The following is a 2,538-nucleotide window of genomic DNA, read 5'->3' on the forward strand; positions in this document are numbered from 1 at the left end:
CCAATCTCGACTCTCTCCCTCCGGAGAGTATGTCGGTTGTAAGTGGGCAATTTTCAACCGATGATATTGGGTATTTTACATCCGATTTTCACAGAAGAAATGATAGCGGAAGAGAAGTTTGATTTAGCAGGATACATGCCGGGCGTTATCGAAAGCCTACGTGCGAAAGGAAATGGTACGTTATATGCACTGGCCCCTCATTTTACGGTCCCTGTATTGTATTACAACCGCGATTTGTTCGAAATGAACCATATTGAACTGCCGCGCAACAAGATGAGCTGGCAAGAGGTGTTTGATTTGTCCAAGCGATTCGAAGGTATGGGAGCAGGTGAGGACCGCGTGTTCGGACTCTCACTGGACGTCATGGGCACCACAGACATTTTAGATTATATTTCAAGAACCTTTTCTTTGTCGATGTTTGATACGAAGGCAGAGAAGTTACTTATTCATTCGGACGGTTAGAAAAGAGCCGTTGAGCTAGCAACAGATGCGGTACGCTCTAAAATCATCCCTTTTTCTAACTTCTATAGTGATTTTATAAACGGAAAAGCAGCTATGGTCGTTGCCGAACCTTGGATGATAAGCCATTGCAAGACCTACGGTATAAAAAACTTAGATTGGGATGTAGTCACCCTTCCAGTGGATCCAAAAAACCTTGATGAATCACCGCATGTGCAATTGGAAGAAAGTTGTGCAATTCCAGCCGCTTCCCCGAATAAGCGAGCGGCATGGGAATTTATCAAGTTCGTCAATGGACTGGAAATGGCGAAGGCTCTGTCTGAGTAGGGGCTGTTACCGACGAGAAGTCCATTCCTCAAGGAAATGGATGGCAAGAGCAGGGATCCATTCTATGAAAGCGATCGTAGACAATAAGAAGACCGTGGATGAGGCGCTGGCTGAATTGGAAGTGAAGGGTCAGGACGCATTGGTGAAAGCGCACGCAGCAAAGAAGGAGGAAAAAAGGTCAGGAACGAAGGCTACAGCATAAGGTTTTTTTAACGTAATAGGTAGGTTGCATAGCTCATGCAACCTACCTACTTAAATCTTTACATATGTAATGGAATGTACTTTTGTAACGAATTTCAGTGCATGACTATGGAATAACTACCTACTTCGGAGTATATAAATTTAAATTTAAAACCAAATATTTCCACTCCTTTCTCTAGTAGCTAGCTCTCCAATGCCCTTGACGATTATTACTAAAGAATGATCACCACTAATATAAGCTCTTCCGCCAGTCTTGTCACTGTTCAGTTCAACATATGAGCATAAAGGGCTATGTTTCCACGAATTACTTGGATGGAACCCAAACATCTGACTGTCCGTTGTATACCTTGATGTATCTAAGAGTACGCTGCGGAAATGGTCGCTTGCATTGGAGGCAGCGGGCTATGTGTTCGTAAGGGATACTAAAAAGTGGTGGCGATTTTGGGAGGCAAAACAACGTTAATTTCTCTTGAAAATGGAAGCTTCATAGGCCAAACCTAGGGTTTCCGTCAGCTTCAAAGTTTCAAAAATGCTGGCCGATCTGCACCGAACCAGTACGGACTACATACTGGACCGAACAGATCGTAAGGAACCATACCCGCCCAAAAAGGAACGTACATACTAAAAAACGAAGCGTCCCGACCTGGTAACCGGGACGCTTCGTTTTTAGTATCCTTTTATTTGTCGCCATAATGAGTACGGAATGCATAATTCCATCATTCTTCGGTTGTTAGATAATTATTTTGGCTAATGTAGTTGTATCGATGATGGCCATGTCACAATCAACATTGCTGGTTCAAAAATATTTAGAAATCACCTGTATCTGAAGCAAGTTTTCCATACACCTTACCATTGACGTTATGTTCACCACCACTCCACTGAATGATGTATTGTCCAGTGCGTATACCTTGTGCAAAACCTTCGTCCCAACTTTTCCAATTAAGAGAACTTTTTGCATCAATCGTTGTGGCCAAGTACATTTTGTCAGTATCAGTGTGTTGTAAAGTAACGTTAACTGGGTATTTGCTTAAATTCTTAAAAAGAAGTTTAAGATGGCCAAAGCCAGCATCAATGTTAAAGGAACTATTTCTATTTGCACCTCCACTTTCTGAGTCATTCCATGTCTTGCCAACATCTCGCCGTACTCTTTCTTTTTCTTCTTTATTATGGAAATTTTGTTCTCCCTCCCAATTCGTTTGAACTAATTCTCCAGAAGATTTTGTTGTTGCAGATACTTCTTGAGCAGATGCAGAAGTTGCACTTAGGATAATGGGCGCAGCAAGTGTGGTCACTAGTAACACTTTTTTCATATTTCTGTTCAGCTTAGTCAAGCGCAGAAGCTGCTCACCTACAAGCTGCTTGTGGTGTCCTTCCCCTATAGTAATGCTGCGTTTGTCTATCCGACACCGGCCGAGAACTAAGAATGTTTTTTGGAAGCGATGAAGCAGTGCTTTGAGCAAATGGGAGGTGTCCCTCAGCGGATATGGTTCGACAATTTGTCGGCTGCGGTGGTTCACATTGAAAAGCAGGGCCAGCGGCAGCTTACCGAGG

Annotated in this window: 3 protein-coding genes and 1 pseudogene; all 4 read left to right on the plus strand. The window is 43.0% G+C overall.

Annotated features, from left to right (window positions below; translation table 11 throughout):
* Window positions 1–42: 42 nt before the first annotated feature.
* Window positions 43–462, plus strand: a complete 420-nt coding sequence (locus tag PPOP_RS24875; protein WP_052516662.1) for a type 2 periplasmic-binding domain-containing protein — start codon at window positions 43–45, stop codon at window positions 460–462.
* A 93-nt stretch (window positions 463–555) separates the two neighbouring features.
* Window positions 556–786 (plus strand): hypothetical protein, encoded by a 231-nt coding sequence (locus PPOP_RS24880; RefSeq protein ID WP_006288283.1) that lies wholly within the window; start codon window positions 556–558, stop codon window positions 784–786.
* 64 nt (window positions 787–850) lie between these two features.
* Window positions 851–988 carry a hypothetical protein gene (locus PPOP_RS24885; protein ID WP_234399905.1) on the plus strand — a complete coding sequence of 46 codons (138 nt, stop codon included), beginning with the start codon at window positions 851–853 and terminating at the stop codon, window positions 986–988.
* Window positions 989–2,342: 1,354 nt separating this feature from the next.
* Window positions 2,343–2,538 (plus strand): annotated as a pseudogene (locus PPOP_RS24890) (IS21 family transposase); the annotation flags it as partial.

It is taken from the genome of Paenibacillus popilliae ATCC 14706, assembly GCF_000315235.1.
GTDB classification, from domain to species: Bacteria; Bacillota; Bacilli; order Paenibacillales; family Paenibacillaceae; genus Paenibacillus_B; species Paenibacillus_B popilliae.

What these genes read in the sequence shown, in the direction of transcription:
- PPOP_RS24885 (WP_234399905.1), top strand. Translation starts at nt 851, where the DNA reads ATGAAAGCGATCGTAGACAATAAGAAGACCGTGGATGAGGCGCTGGCT.
- PPOP_RS24880 (WP_006288283.1), top strand. Translation starts at nt 556, where the DNA reads ATGGTCGTTGCCGAACCTTGGATGATAAGCCATTGCAAGACCTACGGT.